The organism is Oceanobacillus profundus (genome assembly GCF_003515705.1).
GTDB classification, from domain to species: Bacteria; Bacillota; Bacilli; order Bacillales; family Amphibacillaceae; genus Oceanobacillus; species Oceanobacillus profundus.
This window is the reverse complement of the sequence record NZ_QWEH01000014.1, coordinates 47,970-64,551: the sequence shown is the minus strand read 5'-3', so window position 1 is coordinate 64,551 and position 16,582 is coordinate 47,970. Positions and strand designations below refer to the sequence as shown.

11 protein-coding genes are annotated in these 16,582 nt (G+C 38.1%); 4 read left to right on the top strand and 7 right to left on the bottom strand.

Annotated features, from left to right (window positions below):
• Positions 1 to 86 precede the first annotated feature (86 nt).
• The 6 genes from D1B32_RS17340 to D1B32_RS17315 all read right to left on the bottom strand — a co-directional run bounded on the left by D1B32_RS17340 (position 87) and on the right by D1B32_RS17315 (position 9,378).
• Complete coding sequence (locus D1B32_RS17340; RefSeq protein ID WP_275669472.1) at positions 87 to 845, bottom strand: sulfite exporter TauE/SafE family protein; 759 nt, start codon at positions 843 to 845, stop codon at positions 87 to 89.
• A 122-nt stretch (positions 846 to 967) separates the two neighbouring features.
• Positions 968 to 1,891 carry a formylglycine-generating enzyme family protein gene (locus tag D1B32_RS17335; protein ID WP_118889978.1) on the bottom strand — a complete coding sequence of 308 codons (924 nt, stop codon included), beginning with the start codon at positions 1,889 to 1,891 and terminating at the stop codon, positions 968 to 970.
• 73 nt (positions 1,892 to 1,964) lie between these two features.
• Positions 1,965 to 6,101: a carbohydrate-binding protein gene (locus D1B32_RS17330; RefSeq protein ID WP_118889977.1), complete on the bottom strand. Its 4,137-nt coding sequence runs from the start codon at positions 6,099 to 6,101 to the stop codon at positions 1,965 to 1,967.
• 111 nt (positions 6,102 to 6,212) lie between these two features.
• Positions 6,213 to 7,139 carry a carbohydrate ABC transporter permease gene (locus D1B32_RS17325; protein WP_095308252.1) on the bottom strand — a complete coding sequence of 309 codons (927 nt, stop codon included), beginning with the start codon at positions 7,137 to 7,139 and terminating at the stop codon, positions 6,213 to 6,215.
• A 1-nt stretch (position 7,140) separates the two neighbouring features.
• The gene (locus tag D1B32_RS17320) at positions 7,141 to 8,016 is read right to left on the bottom strand and encodes a carbohydrate ABC transporter permease (protein WP_095308251.1); all 876 of its coding nucleotides are present in this window, start codon (positions 8,014 to 8,016) and stop codon (positions 7,141 to 7,143) included.
• 66 nt (positions 8,017 to 8,082) lie between these two features.
• Positions 8,083 to 9,378, bottom strand: a complete 1,296-nt coding sequence (locus D1B32_RS17315; RefSeq protein ID WP_095308248.1) for an extracellular solute-binding protein — start codon at positions 9,376 to 9,378, stop codon at positions 8,083 to 8,085.
• Positions 9,379 to 10,023: 645 nt separating this feature from the next.
• On the opposite strand from D1B32_RS17315, the gene D1B32_RS17310 reads away from it, so the two are divergent.
• Genes D1B32_RS17310 through D1B32_RS17295 form a run of 4 tightly spaced genes read left to right on the top strand, consistent with a single transcriptional unit; the run spans position 10,024 to position 14,730 of the window.
• Positions 10,024 to 11,208, top strand: coding sequence for a galactokinase (locus D1B32_RS17310; RefSeq protein ID WP_095308246.1), 1,185 nt, complete (start codon positions 10,024 to 10,026; stop codon positions 11,206 to 11,208).
• Positions 11,205 to 12,206 (top strand): UDP-glucose 4-epimerase GalE, encoded by a 1,002-nt coding sequence (galE, locus tag D1B32_RS17305; protein WP_095308244.1) that lies wholly within the window; start codon positions 11,205 to 11,207, stop codon positions 12,204 to 12,206. The genes D1B32_RS17310 and galE overlap by 4 nt, the downstream gene beginning before the upstream one ends.
• Positions 12,203 to 13,693: a UDP-glucose--hexose-1-phosphate uridylyltransferase gene (gene galT, locus D1B32_RS17300; RefSeq protein WP_095308242.1), complete on the top strand. Its 1,491-nt coding sequence runs from the start codon at positions 12,203 to 12,205 to the stop codon at positions 13,691 to 13,693. Before galE ends, galT begins: the two co-directional genes overlap by 4 nt.
• Complete coding sequence (locus D1B32_RS17295) at positions 13,693 to 14,730, top strand: aldose epimerase family protein (RefSeq protein ID WP_095308240.1); 1,038 nt, start codon at positions 13,693 to 13,695, stop codon at positions 14,728 to 14,730. Before galT ends, D1B32_RS17295 begins: the two co-directional genes overlap by 1 nt.
• A gap of 173 nt (positions 14,731 to 14,903) precedes the next feature.
• Here D1B32_RS17295 and D1B32_RS17290 read toward each other — a convergent pair whose 3' ends face one another.
• On the bottom strand, positions 14,904 to 16,070 hold the full coding sequence (locus D1B32_RS17290) for an ROK family transcriptional regulator (protein WP_095308237.1): 1,167 nt from the start codon (positions 16,068 to 16,070) through the stop codon (positions 14,904 to 14,906).
• Positions 16,071 to 16,582 lie beyond the last annotated feature (512 nt).

Below are 16,582 nucleotides of genomic sequence, written 5' to 3'. Positions count from 1 at the left end.
TAAATAACCCTCAATTCTTTAATTCATTAAATCACTTGCTATCAAATTCTACTAATCTACCAGCCTTTCGATATTTCTTTCACTAATCACAATCCCTTTACGAGATTATAAATATTAACTAACACAATAATTAAAATTGTGAAGTTAAAAACGCCCCAAATTGCCTTACTCGAAACCTTAAACAATAAAATATTTCCAATTAATCCTCCAGCAACACCTCCGATAATCATAAATGGAAGCATAGACAGGTCCATCCCCTGATATCTGGTAGTGAATGCTACCACTAGTAACGATGCCAGCTGTGAAAAAAATATAATGAACGTCGAATTAATGACAACTTTCCTTCCAGTCATGGAAAATAATAAAACCAATACAGCTACGTTTAAAGGACCGCCTCCGATTCCTAGAAATGCTGAGAGCAAACCCAATATTAGCCCTGTTGAAAAGATAATGGCTTTATTTGCTATCAGATAATTCGGTACATGGCTACTCCATTTGAAGGATGCATAGATAATTATCAACAGAAAAGCAAGTAATCCTGATTGTATGGCTCCTACAATATCAGCTAACTTCAGGTTAACTACGTAAAAATTAAATACTCCTTTACCAATTAGACCACCCACTATCGATCCAACTGCAATTAGTAAGCTAATCTTGAAATCTATCTTTACTTTGGTTGTTTTTATTCTTAACAGTGTTACAGTGGACATTGCCATAACGGTAGACGCGGATAATACTCCGATTGTTTCCAAATCATAATGCCCAACAAAATCTAGAACCGGCTTGATAATTATTCCTCCACCTAAGCCAGCCATTGCACCAATTACGGAGGAAATAAATCCAATTAAAAAGTATAGAATAATTATTTATATCATCTCCGTTTGGTAGAACAATCCTATTCAATCATTTTCTAAGACGAACCTCTCTCAGTTAGGGATTATTCTCTTGAGACCTTTCTTTGTCTATTTCACACATCACTTACACAGCGAAAACCTATATTCCCTGAAGAGCTGTCCATCGTATTTGAACTCCTTGCAGCTACACGATAGCGATTACAATAAGATTTATGACATAGATAAGATCCACCGCGCATGCTCTTCTGTGTTGAATGTTCGATGTCTTTATTAAACCAATCCGAGCACCATTCCCATACATTTCCGGACATATTATAAAGTCCATAATTATTTGGCGGAAATGACTTTGCTGGGGCTGTTCCTAAATAACCATCTTCTTTTGAATTATATTGTGGAAACTTTCCCTGCCAAATATTGCAGTAATGCTTTTCATCTGGAGTCAGCTCATCTCCCCATGGATATTTCTTCTGTTCAAGCCCTCCGCGAGCAGCAAATTCCCATTCAATCTCTGTCGGCAGACGCTTTCCTGCCCATTCGCAAAAGGTATTGGCATCATGCCAGGATACATGTAATACAGGATGATCCAACCGCTGCTCAATCGTTGATCCGCTCCCTTCAGGCTGATACCAAAAAGCATCTCTAACCGCATACCACCATGGCACGTTCTGTAATTGCTTTTCATTATTCAACTGTTCAAGCGTTAAAAATTCATGAAATACAAAGGACCAGCCAAACTTTTCTGCCACTGTCTGATAATTCGTCTCTTCAACGAACTGTTTAAATTCTTTGTTCGTAACGGTGTGATTATCGATATAGAACGGTTCTACCTTTACATTTCTTACTGGACCTTCTCTGTCAGAGGGGAAGCCTTCCTCATCATCCGTTCCCATCAAAAAATCACCACCGGATATATACACCATTTTGTCTTTAAATCTGATCTTTCCTCCCCAATAATCAGAGGGGGCTATGCTATGATTAGTTTGAGAAATATCTGTTCTGCTTACAGAGCAACATGAACAGGTTTTATTCGTATTCACTCGAATCTGTTCCCCCTTTAATTAAGTGGATTTGTGGGAAATAAGATTTTCTCGACTACCAAAAACCACTGCCTCATTCATCCTTGCTTTCAAAAGAGTCTATTAAGCTTGCAGCATCCGCGTTTAATTCTTCATATACACGTCCAGGTACATCAGCTTTATTTTTCTCCAGGTGCTTCAGAAAATCATTCAGATGTTTACTAGCCTTGTGCAGATCGCCCTTATCCTTATGATGCTGTGATTGCTTTAGTTTGTTATGCAGTTTCATATATAATGAATGACTGATATTACCTGTATCCCTGTTTAATTCGATTGACTTCTGTAAAGAATCCAGACTTGGCTCAATAGGCTTCACAAGGAAATTATCAAATTCAGCATTACTGAAATGACTTCTTACCCCGACACTACCATGAGAGAATGCTGTAACACTGTTATCGGTATAATCAATTTTTGGATTGTCCATATCTCCAACATATACTTTTATGTTCGCATCCTTCACAACTACTTTCATATGCTGCCATTCATCTTCTAACTCTGTCATTTCTGTACCTGCTAAATACTCCCAATTGTAATTTTGCTTTCCAAGATGGACGCCTTCTTCGTTCAAATATGCAACATAGCCCTGCATAAAATCAGGATTATTCTGTGCTCGTTCCATCCCATTTGCTGGATTATTTACTCGAAAGATAAGCCCGCCATCTCCAATTCCATCAACAAGTTTAATATCTGCTTCTACACTATAATTCTTCCAATCTTTTTCACCAATTACGGACTTCCCAAAAGTTCCAACGCTAGAAGTATAGGTTCCATCAGTTTCAATTTCTTCTTCTTCTTCTTCAGTATTCTCATAGAATTCTATACTATGAAAATCAAATTCACCATTTACTGTTTCCACCGTAATTGAATGGTTACCAGCAGGAAGGGAGACGTTTTCCTTCACAACATCGGACCAATTATCCCATCCCCCTGTACGAGGAACATTGATAACTCCAGTAAGGTCTATCTCGTCATTAAGCCACAACCTTACCTGACCACCTTCCAAGTCCGTTGTTACACTCATTTTCATGTTAAAGTTACCACTCTCAGCCATGTTTACATTATATTTATACCATTCCCCTGTCTGATTCCAGCCAATATTATACGTCCCATCTGGATGATTCCTGATGTCGACACCATCCTGTCTGTACACACGTCCAATATTTTCAGGGTTATTATCATGATAAGCAATGCCTTCTCCACCTGTTATATAATCAACTGCCATCACCTTTCCTGGGAGACTTTTATATTCATCAAAGGTATGAAATATCATTTTTGAGAAATCAAACTCTCCTTGAACTGCCTCAACTTTGAGCGTATGCTTACCTTTTGGTAAATGGATGTCTTTTAATGTAATTGTTTCCCAATTATTCTTATCACCAGTGTTTGGAATATCAATAACATCAATCAAATCTGTATCATTCAATACTAGTTTTAACTGAGCATTATCCTGTATGGACGCAACAGCTAAATCAATACCATACTCACCCTCTTCGGCTATATCAACGTCATAGTTGAGCCATTCTTCTGCTTCAAAGCTTTCAACGGCAAATCCATCATCAGGAGTCGAACGAATGTCAACGCCATCATCGCGATACTCTCCACCACTATTTTCTTCCGTTTTATCATGATAAGCTATTCCTTCTCCACCAAGATTATAGTCTTCAGCCTCTATTAATCCAGGCAATGGCTTATGAATATCAAAGGAGCTGAAACTAAATCTTGAGAAATCAAACTCTCCATTAACAATCTCGACTGTGATTGTATGTTCCCCTTCTGGTAAGGTTATACCTTCTTTCGTTACAGGGGTCCAGTTATTCCACCCCCCTGTACTTGGAACATCAATCACTCCTGTTAAATCCGTTTCATCATCCAGCCACAACCTTACTTTCGCATCAGTAAATGTGGTTGAAGCATCTAGTCTTAAGTTATACAGCCCCGTTTCCTTTACATTTACATTGTATTTCAACCATTCACCCGTCTGATTCCATCCAACAGCAGTACCACCCTGAGGCTTATTCCGAATATCAACGGAATCCCCTCTTAGGACACCACCTATATTTTCAGGTGTTGTGTCATGATAGGCTACTCCTTCTCCACCAGAGTTGTAATAAGCGGCTTCTATTACTCCAGGCAATGGCTTATAATTATCAAAAACACTTGGTTCATCTGTATTTGTATCCACCTTCCAGAAACCATCATGTGGTGTCCATCCGTCATCATTACCATCATTAAAGTCATCAAAAAGCACAGATTCAACTTTGTGTTTACTAACTTTCATACTTGCAAAATCAAATTCTCCTTGGACAACTTCCACTTTTATTGTGTGATTACCTTCTGGCAAAGTAATCCCATCAATGGATAAGTTTTCCCATTGATTGCCGTCTCCTGTATTTGGTACATCAACGACACCTGATAAATCCGTCTCATCATCTAACCGTAGCCTGACTTGAGCATTCTTGTCAGATGCTACCCTCAAACTGACATCGTATTTTCCACTATCTTGTATATTGGCATTATATTTCAGCCATTCACCTTCCTGAAAAGAACTTATTTTAAAACCGCCTTCAGAATTAGCTTCAATGTCAACAGCATCCCGTCTGTACTCCTCATTAATTTCATTTGTACTTTCACGGAACCCTTTTCCATCACCACCAGAATTATAATGTACGGCTTCAATAGACCCTGGTAACGGTTTATATGCATCAAATGCATTACTACCGTCTACCTTATTACTCGAAGCAATAAAACCAAATTCTGCATGAACATCGGAAGTGGTATAACCAATTTTTCCACCGTTCAGTCCATCTATTTCCCTAGTCTGTTTTAGCATTCCATCAACATATATGTTAAATTCTCTGTTTGACTTTTCCACTCTTACTTGGTGAAGATTAGAGTAATCATAATCAGACGGAAGTTCAGAAGCCTCCCATTCTTGATCAACTCCATCCACCCGGAAAAATGTTTCCAGTCTATTTTTATCAGGGCTTAATACAGCTAATCCATAGTTATCTTCATCTTTATATGAAAATACAGCACCAAATCTTGGATTGGAACTCGAACCTTGTTCCTTCTTTTTCATGTTAAATTCTGCAGTATAGTTATCATTTGTCTCGTTTTTTGTAACCTGACGATGCCAATTTGTATCACCAAGGGATTCCTGCTCTAACCAATCATTTGAAATACTCCAGTTCCCTCCATTTACCGCTATCCAATCATTACCTACTTCATTACGCTTAAAGCGATCACTGAAATCCGGCATATCGGGATTTTGCTGTTTAAACGTTGTAGGTCCGAGTAATAGCATCTTATCACCGTTCCAAACGATTCTATCAAGGTTCGTTTCACGGCCTGGATTTGCATGACTATGATATACCATGTAATGTGTGTCAAGATCAGGTCCACGGACGATCGAATTATGACCAAGTCCAACATGGGAACCTTCTGTGTTAATTAATATAGGATTTTGTTTTGTTTCATTTGTAAATCCTTCTGTAGGTGAATTACTGCTACCATAATCAACCCGATACGCTTTATTCCAAATATGATTTCCCGTATAGGTCATAAAGTACTTTCCATTTCTTTTCAACAGTGTTGAACCCTCAGTCCAACCATCCATTGATGCTCCTGTATTTATAGCCTCTCCAAATGTATATGGGTCGTCCATAGGTCTTGCCATAATACTGTTGGTGCCAGTACTATAAAAATACCACTGGCCATCATCATCAATAAAAACACTTCCATCTATTCCCATCCCTAGATTGTCCGTCTGCTTAACAAATGGTCCAAGTGGACTAGAACTTTTATAAACGTAATGACCATTTCCACCTGGTGATGTATACATATAGAAAGCACCATTCCAATACGTTACCTCTGGTGCATATGCCGCTTTCGTACTAGGCTCTTCTGTAACTAGCCCACCATAATCCCAATCAATTAAATCCGTTGACGTCCAAACCTTCACTCCACTTTTATCATCCACAGTACTGACATAAAGATAATAGATGCCATTGTACTTTAAAATATATGGATCACCTTCCCCATAAAAATCCCCATGGTCCCACATCCAGGAATCAGGTATATCCAAGGGGTTACTGTATGAAAAAGACGGTTGCGGAGCACTCAACATAACGGCAAATACAGTTGCAAATAACAGTAAAATCAATTTTTTCATAGAAAGTTTCTCCTTATTCTAATAATGGATTCTATCTATGTTACGTTCTTTAAATGTAAGCAATTGCATAACTAAGTAAGCTCAACGTTTCTTAGCCAGTTTCTCTTTGTCTTAACCTTTAAGTCCTGTAAAGCTGATTCCTTTAATAATTTGTTTTTGAAAGATTAAGAACACGATAATAACTGGTATCGATGCAATAGCATTGGCTGTCATTGGCAGTACATAGGCTTGCGAATAGCTGGAATTAAATACTGGCAGACCTACTGGCAATGTATAGAGCTCCTCAGATAATATGGACAGGTATGGCCACAAGAAATTATTCCATGACCCAATAAATGTAAAGATAGCTATTGCGGCTAAAGCTGGTTTAGCTAGAGGTAAAGCGATTTTGTAAAACAGTTTAATATTTGAACATCCATCCATTTTTGCACTTTCGAATAATTCCTTTGGTATTCCATCAAAGAAGCTTTTTAATATGATGACACCTAATGGTGAAGCAATCATCGGTAAAATAAGCCCTGCATAGCTATCAATCAAGTTTAAACTTTTCGCTGTTTCATATAGCGGAATAATCGTTGCTTCTCCAGGTATCATTAAACCTACCAAGAAGAATATAAAAATAGTTCTTTTGAAACGAAATTTCATTTGAGATATTGCAAACGAAGCTAATGATGTCACAATTAACGTTAAAATCGTTGTAATCAGCGCGACGATAAAACTATTAAACGTCCAGCGAAGTATTAACGTGTCAGAAATTATATTCGTGTAGTTCGAGAATGTAAATGGTGGCAAAAACCATTCGATTGGATTAGTTGTGCTGTATCCATCTGGTTTCAAGGAAACAAAGATCATCCAAATGATCGGCAGAATGAACAGAACAGATACTGCAATCGCTACCGTAACTTTAACCGGATGAAAAGGATCGCGACTCCTGTTTAATGCTGCGGATCTTTTCTTTTTACTTTTCGGTCCTTCTCCATTTCTTTTCTCGACTGGTTTTTGTTCCGCTATATTTGGGATTGGATTAGGTTGTCCCATTTTAACTTTCCCCCGTTCTCTGTGGCCTTAGCTGGATTATCGACAAAATTAATAGAATAAAGAATAATGCAAAGGACATTGTAGCAGCATATCCTAAATTATTTTGTGTAAAGCCAGTTTCATAGATATATTGAATGAGAGGTCTAGTCGCACCACCTGGTCCACCGCCAGTGATTAGCATAATTTGTGCAAACACTTTAAATGAGGCAAGAACCTGCAGCAGCAAAATGACTTTGGAAATCGGCTTAAGCTGCGGCAATGTAATGTACCAAAACTGCTGCCAGCGGGTTGCCCCATCTATTTCACTTGCCTCGTATAATGATTCGGGTATGTCCTGTAGTGCGACAAGAAATAGAATCATATTCGTTCCTACCGTCCACCATAAGGTAACAACTACAATCGTAATCCAAGCAAGATATTTATCAGCCAGCCAAAAAGGCTCCCCTTCGATTCCTATGCTATGAAGAATGGTATTAACGAATCCGTTATATGGTTGCAGCATAAAAATTGCTAGAAAGGAAATAACGGCAACGGATAAGATACTTGGGATAAAATAAGCTCCCCTGAAAAAGGTCTGAATCTTCGTATTTAAGTTAGCGAGTAATGCCAGTCCTAGTGCAAGCACCATCATTGTTGGTGTTGTTAAAATAACAAACAGCGTTGTATTTCCAAGACTTCTCCAGAAATAAGAATCACTGAACATGACCTTAAAGTTTTCCAACCCAATAAAGTCCAATTTTCCAATTAATGACCAATCATAGAAGCTCATTTCCAGCCCTTTAATAACGGGAAAAATAGTAAAGATCATGTATACGATAAAAAAGGGAATTAGAAAGGGCACTGCCTTCATATCCTGTAACCATGACTTGTTTTTCATAAAATACCCCTTTTCTATTAAAAGTCAGAAGCTCCTAAAGTATATTAGGAGCTTAGACAGTTCAAATTATCCTCCTATTAACGCCTTTACTTCTTGTTCAATCAATTCAAATGCCTTCTCAGGAGATTCCTCATCTGTCCAGATCAGATCAAGATTGCGAATAAGTATATCCTGGATACCACGTGCATGTACGGTTTGATCTGGAAAATTAACATAGTTTGCTACTTCTGCGTAATCACTCCGATATGGAAGTTCCGCATATTCTTCTGATTCAACAACCGTTGTCTTTGCTGGAATATGTCCTGCTTCTGCCCAAACTACACCTTTATCTGTAGCGTAGTTCATAAATTCAATCGCAGCTTTTTGAACTTCCGGTTCCGCATCTTGACTAGCAGGGATTACGAAGGTGTGCGAATTGCCGAATGCAGCCTCTTTGCCAAATATATTTGGTGCAGGTATTGCTGTAAATTCTAATCCTTCCGTTGCTTCCCAAGTACCAGTTGCCCACACCCCAGTGGACATAGTTGCTGCATTGCCAGATTGGAAATCAGCATAGAAATCCGCTAAATTCAATGGAATAACTTCATGCTCGTACCATAAATCATGCATATAGTTTGCAGCTTCAATTGCTTTATCAACATCAAGTACATATTCAGGATTTTCTAAATCATCCGTTACAATATTTTCTCCACCTAATTGACTATAGAAGGAAAACCATAACCGATAGGAGTCTACACCAGCAGTAGAAAATGCCATCGGAAATTTATCTTTCGGTAATTCTTCTTTAAGCGTTGTCAAGAATTCAACAAACCCTTCTGGTGTCTGTTCCATTTTTACACTGCCATCTTCATTCAGAAGTCCTGCGTCACCGGCAAGCTGATTATTCACGAAAAAGATATGTGGATGTGTGTCGATTGGTATAGCAAAGTGTTGCCCATCAAAAACTGTCGAATCCAGAACGTTTGGATTGAATTCATCCCAGTTAACGCCAACTTCTTCACCATATGTGTCTAATTCCTGCACTAGTCCCTGATTAACCAATTCCGGAAGTACATTCGAATGGGAAATAGCCAAGTCCGGTCCTTTACCTGCGGAGACACTCGTGATCAATTTTGTATAATACTCTTCAAATTCTTGTTGAATATTGTTTATGAAAATCTCATCCTGACTTGCGTTAAATTCGTCAACAATTTCTTTCATAAACGCTGCATCCCCACCACCAAATAAGTTCCACATAACAACCTCTGTAGCACCCTCCGGCACCTTAACTTTCCCACCAGCATCATCTGAACCGCCACTGCATGCTGCAAGTGTGATGGCAGTAATAATTATTCCGATAAGCAACATTAACTTCTTTTTCATCATTGAACCTCCCCTTTATATTTAAGAATTGCAAATGAATAGATACTAACTTTTAGCTGCCTCCTTTCATCGATTACGGTTTTAATGTAAAGTTAAAACACGGCTCATGAATTCGCTTTCAAACAAAAGCAAAAAAATAAGAAACCGCCTAAGAAAAATACTATTATTGCATTAATTAAATTAATTAACTAACATAATAATAAACTCGATCTTTTCACTTGTCAATATCAATTATTCGAATAAACTCAAAATTAATTTATTAAGAATAATGTCTTAATATGTTGCTTATTGGTTTATAATATTCAAGATTCAGATAAGATCTATTAGATTAACGAGCATTATTAACAGGATTTTTGATGTCAAACACATATTATTACCGCAATTAAAGAACTGAATCCTGAACCTATCATCCTCCTATTCATTCTTTTATCTCCAGTCTCTAACTTTAAACATGGCTCTATAAGTGCTTATAGGTGTAACGTCCCTACATATTTATATCTCATTATATTTCTTCTTGTTTTTTTAAAATAAATATAGTAACATTAACTTAATTAAATTAATTAACTATTATACATTCTTATTATAATTGCAATATCTTAAGTACTTATCTCTTTTTTAAAGACCACGATACTACAGGAGGTTATTATGAATATAAGGAAACTAACAAAAGAATTCCAGGATAAATTCAGCACTTTCCAAACACCAAGACCCTTCTTCGCCCCAGGAAGAATCAACCTAATCGGCGAACATACGGATTATAATGGCGGACATGTGCTGCCAGCTTCAATTTCTTTCGGAACATATGCGCTTGGCCTAAAGCGTCAGGATCGAAAGTTACGCTTTTACTCCGTGAATTTCCCTGATGCAGGGATAATGGAATGTGATCTGGATGATTTAATTTATCAGAAAGTACATGAATGGGCGAATTATCCAAAGGGTATGATTCTTTATCTGCAGAAAGCAGGATATCAATTCGACCATGGTATTGATGTTTTATTTTATGGAAACATCCCAAATAGTGCAGGGCTGTCTTCTTCTGCATCAATTGAAATGGCCATGGGTGTCTTATTAGAAGGTTTGTTTGAACTGAATATTGACCGGATTGATTTGATTCGCATTGGACAGAAAGTGGAAAATAATTATATTGGTGTTAATAGTGGAATTATGGATCAGTTCGCGATTGGCATGGGAAAGCAGGATCATGCGATTCTCTTAAACTGCCAAACATTGAACTACCAATGTGCACCACTCATTTTAGGGGATCATGTTATCATCATCATGAACACGAATAAACAACGGACATTAGCAGGATCTAAATATAATGAACGCCGGACACAGTGTGAAGCAGCACTCTCTGATTTACAGACTGTACTGCCTATTCAAACACTTGGAAATGTAACAATTGATGCTTTTGAGAACAATCAACGGTTCATTAAAAATGAAGTAAACCGGAAACGTGCGAGACATATTGTTTACGAGAATGCCAGAACAATAGAAGCCCTTGAAAGGTTAAAGCAAAATGACCTTATTGCATTTGGAAAACTCATGAACGCCTCCCATATCTCATTAAGAGATAACTATGAGGTTTCAGGAATTGAGCTTGACACGATTGTCGAAGCTGCTTGGAATCAGCCCGGGGTCCTTGGTGCACGTATGACAGGTGCAGGATTTGGCGGCTGTGCGATTGCAATTGTAGCGCGTGAGGAAGTGGAGAAGTTCAAGAATATTGTAAGCGCAGTCTACACTGAAAAAATTGGCTATGCACCAACTTTCTATATGGCAGAAATCTGCGATGGAGCAAAAGAAGTCACAGAAGGAGCGTTAAAATGAGTGTATTAGTTTTAGGCGGTGCTGGTTACATTGGGTCACATGCCGTTTATCAATTGATTGATCGAGGGGAAGATGTCGTTGTCATTGATAATCTGCAAACAGGACATCAGGAAGCCGTCCATCCAAGCGCACAGTTTTATCAAGGCGACATTCGGAATGCAGCTTTCCTTCAAGACGTTTTTACCAAAGAAAGCATTGAGGCTGTTATCCATTTTGCTGCAAGCTCCCTTGTTGGGGAGTCAATGGAAAAACCACTCCACTATTTTGACAACAATGTTTATGGAACTCAAGTATTGCTAAAGACTATGGTCGAGCATGAGGTGAAGACTATTGTCTTCTCCTCCACTGCCGCAACTTATGGAGAGCCCGAATCCGTTCCAATTACGGAGACAATACCGACAAAGCCAACCAGCACGTACGGCGAAACAAAATTAACAATGGAAAAGCTGATGAAGTGGACAGAGCGAGCACATGGAATTAAGTATGTATCCTTGCGTTACTTTAATGTTGCTGGCGCCCGGCACTCAGGTGAAATTGGTGAAGACCATCGCCCGGAAACACATCTTGTTCCAATCATTATACAGACAGCACTTGGTCAGCGCGATTATATAACGATCTTCGGTGAGGATTATGATACACCGGACGGAACATGTATACGTGATTATGTTCATGTGGAGGATCTTATTGAAGCACATCTACTAGCACTTGATTATCTAAAGCTTGGCGGTAAAAGTGATGTTTTCAATCTCGGAAGCAACCAAGGCTTTTCTGTAAAAGAAATGATTGATACTGCACGTGAAGTAACCCGTAAGGAAATATATGCAAAGTCAGGAAGGAGACGTGCAGGTGATCCAAGCATACTGGTTGCCAGTTCAAATAAAGCCAAAAGTATGCTTGGCTGGGAACCGAGACGCACTTCTATCAAACAAATTATCAAGGATGCATGGAACTGGCATACATCTCATCCGAATGGATATGGAAAGGACGTGAAGAAGTGATTTTTCAGTATGTTAATGGACTTATTCAACAAGCAATTAAAGCAGAACTAATTGAACAGGCAGATAATATTTATGTTCGCAACCAAGTCATGAATCTATTAAATTTGGAGACTTTTCCTGAAGAGCCTGATTGTGTCACAGATAAATCGATTCCCGACATGCTTGAAAAAATAATCGAATATGCTATTGAACATGAAGTAATCGAGGACGTATTCGACGATAAAGAGATTCTCACAGCTAATATAATGAACTGCTTTGTAGCTCGTCCATCTGTTATTCATGCTGCTTTTAATGAAAAATATGAACAGTCACCGAAAGCTGCAACCGATTATTTTTATAACTTGAGCAAAAACAGCAACTACATTCAGATGAATCGGATTGAAAAAAACATTCACTTCAAATCGGACACAGCATACGGCGAACTAGACATCACGATTAACCTGTCCAAACCTGAAAAAGACCCCGTGCAAATCAAACGAGAACGTGAAATGAAACAAAAGCTGGATTATCCAAAATGTCTATTATGTGTGGATAATGAAGGATATACTGGTAGAACAGGGCATCCCGCACGTGCGAATCATCGTGTCATTCGCGTTCCACTGCTAGGAGAAAATTGGTACCTACAGTACTCTCCATATGTTTATTATAATGAGCACAGTATTTTGCTTTCAGAAGAACACCGGGACATGAAAATTGATAGGAAAGCTTTTGAACGCCTATTAACTTTTACAGAAATATTTCCCCATTACTTCATTGGATCAAATGCAGATTTACCGATTGTTGGAGGTTCCATATTAAGTCATGATCACTATCAGGCGGGACGCTATGATTTTCCAATGACGAATGCAGCGAGTGCTTTTGAATTTATCCTGGAAAAGTTTGATAATGTTTCTGCTTCTGTATTGAAATGGCCTTTATCCGTTATCCGTCTGAATAGTTCTAACAAGGATTTACTGCTTGACGCTGCTAATCATATTTTACAAATCTGGAAAAGTTATTCCGACGAACTTGCAGACGTGAAAGCATTTACTGGTGATACACCTCACAACACGATTACACCAATTGCTCGTTCTCGCGAAGACGTATATGAGCTTGATCTTGTATTACGAAACAACCGTACATCTGCTGAACATCCACTGGGGATTTTTCACCCACATGCAGATGTGCATCATATAAAAAAAGAAAATATCGGGCTGATTGAAGTTATGGGGCTCGCCGTTTTGCCAGCAAGATTGGAGATGGAACTGGCTGAAATCAGGCAGTTTTTAATTGGAAAATCCAGTGATGTAGCTGCATATCACCTGGAATGGGCTGATCAAATCCAAAGTGAGTACGGTGAGATTCTCGATTCTAGGATGGCTGATGAAATTTTAAAGAAAGAGCTTGGCAAAAAATTTGCCAAAGTTCTGGAAGATGCCGGTGTTTTCAAGGAACGGCGAGCATTTGAAAGATTTATCCATACATTAAATAAGCAGGTGGCACAATAATGAAAGTTGAAACAACTGATATTTTAGGAAAATGGAAAGAATACACACTAGTAAATGAACAAGGAATGTCTGTCAGTGTAATAAATTTTGGCGGAATCATTACAGAAATGCTTGTTCCCAATCGAAATGGAAAACTGGAAAATGTCGTAATTGGATTTAAAAATTATGCAGACTATGAAACGAACCCGAATTATTTCGGTGCTTTAATCGGTCGTGTTGCTGGAAGAATTCAAGGTGGGGAGTTTGTGCTTAATGGTAAAACCTATAGTTTAGATCACAATGATGGGGATAATCATCTTCACGGAGGTGCGTCAGGTTTCCATCAGGTAATCTGGAATGTTGATCCTTTTCAAACAAGTGACACAGTCGGGTTGAAGCTGACTCACAAAAGTTTAGATGGTGATGGAGGATATCCTGGCAATTTAGATGTAACTGTTACCTATATTTTGAATAACGATAACCAATTTACAATCGACTATGCTGCAACCAGTGATCAGGTCACTCCAATAACATTGACGAACCATTCTTATTTTAATTTAAGTGGAGACTTGAAAAACACCATTCATCATCACCACATAACGATAGATAGTGAAGAAATTGTCAAACTTGATGAGAAACTTATTCCAACAGGAAAATTAATGAATGTATTCAATACTTCCTTTGATTTTCGTGAAAGCCGGTCATTGCGCGAAGGATTCAATGACAAGTCTGAACAAAATACAGTTGCTGGAAATGGTTATGATCATTATTTTATTTTCAATAAGAAGAAAGAAAATGCTGTTACTGTAAGTGATGAGAAGTCTGGACGCTTGCTGATGATAAAAACAGATCAGCCAGGGATGGTTATGTATACCTCGAACATGCTCGAAGATGGGATGGAACTGAAAGAAGGCTTTTCAGAGAAGTATTTAGGAGTATGCTTTGAAACCCAAGCGTCACCTGCATCATTGCATTATCCAGGATTTCCGTCAGTTATTTTAAAAGCAGGAGAACAGTATAAAAAACAGACCGTATTTTCTTTCAGCATAGTAAGATAACAAGGGTCTTACTGATACCCTGAGAAATGTTAATAAAAGAGGATAGTTCTCCATGTGTAACACGAAGGAATATCCTCTTTTTTAATGCCAGGAAACTATAAAATTTGAATGCTGTGGATAACTTAGTTACCTAAACGGACACGTCCAGCGCTTGCGCTTTTGTTCTTTTTTCATCAAACTGGATCAAACAATTCCACCAATAATAGCGAGACTGCCCCTAACAGTGTTGCATCTTCACCAAGTTTTGTTACTGTTACTTCGGTTTCTTTTGCAGCCGGACTGAGTACACGCTGTTCAATCGTTTGCTTAATTTTTGGCAAGATGAATTTCTTACTCTTCATCACCCCTCCGCCGAGAACAATTTTCCTTGGGTTTATTAGATGTATTAAATTTGTTAAGCCGATACCAATAATCATTCCAGTTTCTTCAAGAATTTCAATATATGCCGTATTACCAGATTCGGCCAATTTGTATACTTCTTCGCCTGTAATTGTTTCTGATTTCCCCTCTAGCTTTTTTCTGGTTCTCTCAGCAATAGCGACACCACTGGCGAAGGTCTGCAAACAACCGCGGCTTCCACATTCACAAATCTCTCCATTAATATCTATCGTCATATGGCCTATCTCACCAGCAATATCCTGAGCGCCGTGGTACAGCTTTCCATTAATAACAACACCTGAACCGACGCCTCTTCCAATATTTACAGCAACCATACTATCCGCATCGCCGTGTCCTCCAAACCATGACTCGCCAAGTGCCATTGCTCTGGCATCATTTTCAACGTTGACCACTAAGTTAAATTCTTCCTCAAGTTTTTGCTTGATTGGAATATTTCTTAAATCCAGGTTTGGTGCTACAAGTGAGGTACCAGTTTCTATATCCACAACCCCATGCATTGCTACTCCAATCCCTAGAATTTTATCATGATACGGTTTTGATGTATGTAAAATCTTATGTATATTTTCTTTTAAAATACTGATAAACTGACCATTTGTAATTGGAATGTTTAGCTTACTAGAAACACGTTCAACGATCTTCCCAGATAAATCAGCAAGAATACACTCAACCGTTTCTGGACCAGCATCTACGCCAACAACATAGAAGGCATTATTATTAATATGAAGCATCGTCGGTTTTCGCCCACCCTTGGATTCGCCGAGATCACTCTCTCTAACTAATTCCTGTTCGATCAATTCTTTCACAATACTGCTTACCGTTGGTGGGGTGAGCTTTGTATCCTTAGCTATTTGAGCCCTGGAAATAGGTTCCGATGTTCTTATTTTATTGAGAATGATTGATTTATTGACTGATTTCATTAATTGGAATGTGCCCCGCTGCATGAAAAGTCCTCCTATATCTCTTGATACTTGTAAATATATTATAACATGATTAATTAAATTAACTAATTAAACACAACCACTTGTAGAAAATATTCCTGCAAAGAGTACAAGATATGTCTAGAAATATGGAGTCCATTATGTCTGATGTTGAGATTGAAGAATAAAACTATCTAAAAATGATAAAACCATTGTACAAGTAAAGATTTGCAGGCATTTGCAATCCGAAGAGGTTATTCCAAAATCTATTACACCTTCATTATGTATCTTTTATACAACGAAAGCCGATGTTTCCTGATGAACGATCAAGTGTATTAAAGCTTTTGATTGTTTCTTTTATGAAGTGCATTTATTCACCTACTCTCTTCTTTAATTTAGCAGAATATTTAAATTCAGACAAGAAATCATTTACTAGTGGCAAGATAATCAAAAATGACACGTTATTAATCGAATAAGACGGAGTACCTATTAAGAAAATGCATAAAAAGAAGCGAGGGAAATATCCCTCGCTTCTC

Excerpts from the sequence above, each read along its gene's own strand:
- D1B32_RS17320 (WP_095308251.1), bottom strand. The coding sequence starts at position 8,016 with ATGAAAAACAAGTCATGGTTACAGGATATGAAGGCAGTGCCCTTTCTA.
- D1B32_RS17310 (WP_095308246.1), top strand. The coding sequence starts at position 10,024 with ATGAATATAAGGAAACTAACAAAAGAATTCCAGGATAAATTCAGCACT.
- galE (WP_095308244.1), top strand. The coding sequence starts at position 11,205 with ATGAGTGTATTAGTTTTAGGCGGTGCTGGTTACATTGGGTCACATGCC.
- D1B32_RS17325 (WP_095308252.1), bottom strand. The coding sequence starts at position 7,139 with ATGGGACAACCTAATCCAATCCCAAATATAGCGGAACAAAAACCAGTC.
- D1B32_RS17315 (WP_095308248.1), bottom strand. The coding sequence starts at position 9,378 with ATGAAAAAGAAGTTAATGTTGCTTATCGGAATAATTATTACTGCCATC.
- D1B32_RS17295 (WP_095308240.1), top strand. The coding sequence starts at position 13,693 with ATGAAAGTTGAAACAACTGATATTTTAGGAAAATGGAAAGAATACACA.
- D1B32_RS17330 (WP_118889977.1), bottom strand. The coding sequence starts at position 6,101 with ATGAAAAAATTGATTTTACTGTTATTTGCAACTGTATTTGCCGTTATG.
- D1B32_RS17290 (WP_095308237.1), bottom strand. The coding sequence starts at position 16,070 with ATGCAGCGGGGCACATTCCAATTAATGAAATCAGTCAATAAATCAATC.